This window comes from Planosporangium mesophilum, from assembly GCF_016863255.1.
GTDB lineage: Bacteria > Actinomycetota > Actinomycetes > Mycobacteriales > Micromonosporaceae > Planosporangium > Planosporangium mesophilum.
In genome coordinates this window covers 1-2,355 of record NZ_BOON01000009.1, presented here as the reverse complement: position 1 = coordinate 2,355, position 2,355 = coordinate 1, and the positions used below count along the sequence as shown (strand labels likewise).

2 protein-coding genes are annotated in these 2,355 nt (G+C 73.9%); both read right to left on the bottom strand.

The genetic code is table 11. The annotated features are described in order from the left end of the window. Window positions 1–1,288: GGDEF domain-containing protein (locus Pme01_RS31390; RefSeq protein WP_275408499.1), on the bottom strand; the 1,288-nt coding region annotated here is incomplete at its 3' end. Between the two features lie 116 nt (window positions 1,289–1,404). After that, window positions 1,405–2,211 (bottom strand): IclR family transcriptional regulator, encoded by an 807-nt coding sequence (locus tag Pme01_RS05955; RefSeq protein ID WP_168114691.1) that lies wholly within the window; start codon window positions 2,209–2,211, stop codon window positions 1,405–1,407. Window positions 2,212–2,355: the final 144 nt, after the last annotated feature.

The window sequence follows — 2,355 nt, the reverse complement described above, 5'->3', positions numbered from 1 at the left end:
CGGCCGGCGGCCAGGCCTGCCGCAGCAGCACAGCGAACTCGTCCCCGCCCAGCCGGGCCACCGTGTCCCCGGGCCGTACGCAGCCCTCAACCCGGTCGGCCACGGCCGCGAGCAGCCGGTCACCGGTGCGGTGCCCCAGCGTGTCGTTGACCGTCTTGAAGTCGTCGAGGTCGACGAGGAGTACGGTCACCGGCCCGGCGACGAGGGCGGCTTCGAGGCGGTCGGCGAAGTGGGCCCGATTGACCAGCCGGGTGAGCGGGTCGTGACGGTTCTGGCCGCTCAGCCGCTCCTCCTGCTGCCGCAGCCGCCGGGCCAGCCGGGCGTTGTCGGCGAGCGCGGCCGCCTGGCGCGCGACGACCAGCCCGGTGAGGGCGATGACGCCACCCACCACCACGTACCGCCGCCCGTCCACCCGGCCCGCCACGGCCGACAGCAGCAGCACGTCGACGACGGCCACCACCACGACCGGCAGCGGGTTGAGCGGGCCACGCCACCGGGGTGGCGCGGGCGGGCGCTCCCCGGCGAAGGCCCGCTGCTGCTGCCGGTCGGCAGCCAGGACCGTGAGCACCGCCAGGTAGGGCACCGAGAGCTGAGCGGGAAGGAGGTGTGGCTGGTCGGCGATGAGATCCGCGGCGCCGGCAGCGAGCCCGCAGACGAGCAACCCGAAGCCGAGCAGGCGCAGCGCGCCCTGGTCCACCGGCCCTCCCCCGGCCAGTACGACCTTGCCGATCGCCGCCGCCAGGGCGAGGCTGACGATACCGGTGACCAGCGGCCCCCAGCCGGCGCGCGGGCCGACCCGGGCCATCACCGGTCCGGGCCCCGCGTACCAGAGGAAGACGGCCGCGCCGAGCACCACCGTGGCGAAGTCCAGCGACAGGGGCAGCCACTCACCGGGGGTACAGGCACCGGGCGGAATCCGGAGCACCGCCCACATGGCGTACAGCAGTGCGGCGACGACGCACGCCGCGGCCGGCGGTGCCAGCTTCGCGGCGCCCGGGGCGAACCCGATGACGGCGTAGCCGCTCTGAATCGCCGCGCCCACCGCGCAGGCGCCGTCGACCATCGCGACCCGATTCCAGAAGCGTCGTGCACCGGCGGGCAGCCCGGGCGACAACGCGGCCCGGCGCGCGGCCATCGCCGCGATCGCCAGGCTGGCCGATGGCGCCACCCATCCCAGCAGCTGCGGCCCGTACGGCTCCCGCTGGTTGAGGGCGAACCAACAGGTGGCGAAGGCGGTCGACCCGACAACGGCGGGCAGCAGCGCGATCGCGCCGCCGACGCGCCTCACCTCCGCCGTTCCCAGCCCCTGCCCCACGGTGTCAGTACCGTACCGGCTACCGGCGGGAATTGACATTCATCTGTCGGACCAATCGGCGCGCGCCGGGGTGTGCTTTCTTGTGCAATTCACATGGCCGGCCGGGCTCCTCCGGTGGTACCCGCGGCGCGCAGGTCGTCCCCGATCCGCCGCGCCGTCTCCAACAGCGGCGGCAACAGCTCGCGGCGGATGTCCTCGAGGCTTCGACGGCTGGCGTGGCTGGAGACGTTGACGGCGGCGACGACCCGGCCCTCGGCGTCGCGGATCGGGGCCGCGACCGACCGCAGGCCCTCCTCCAGTTCCTGGTCGACGACGGCCCAGCCGTCCCGGCGGATGCGCAGCAGTTCGGTACGCAGCCGGGCCGGGTCGGCGACCGTACGGGGGGTCAGCGGCCGCAGCTCGGCCGACAGCAGGTACCCGTCGAGCCAGTCGTCGGACTGCCCGGCCAGCAGGACCCGCCCCATGGAGGTGGCGAAGGCCGGGAACCGGGTACCCACACTGATCGCCACCGTCATGATCCGCTTGGTGGGCACGCGGGCCACGTAGACCACCTCGTCGCCGTCGAGCACCGACACCGACGAGGACTCGTGCACCTTCTCGACCAGTTGCTCGAGGTGCGGCGCGGCGACCTCGGGCAGCGACTGGCTGGACAGGTACGCGTACCCGAGTTCAAGGATCTTGGGCCGCAGCGCGAACCGGCGGCCGTCCGTGCGCATGTAACCGAGGCTGACCAGGGTGTGTAGGAAACGGCGGGCCGCGGCCCGGGTCAGCCCGGTGGCCCTGGCCACCTCGCTGAGGGTCAACTCCGGGTTGTCGGCGTCGAAGGCGCGGATGACGGCGAGCCCGCGCTCGAGCGACTGGACGAACTCCCCGTCGCGCGGCAGGTCGTCGGGCATGGGGTCCTCCGATTCGGGCGAACCTCGGGGGTGGCCGCCGGTACCTCAGCGTAGATCCCGGCCCGCGGCGACACGTCCTCGATGCCCTCACCGGGGCGGTGGCGGTCACCCCGACGCCGTCGACGCCCTCACTCGCCTGAAATG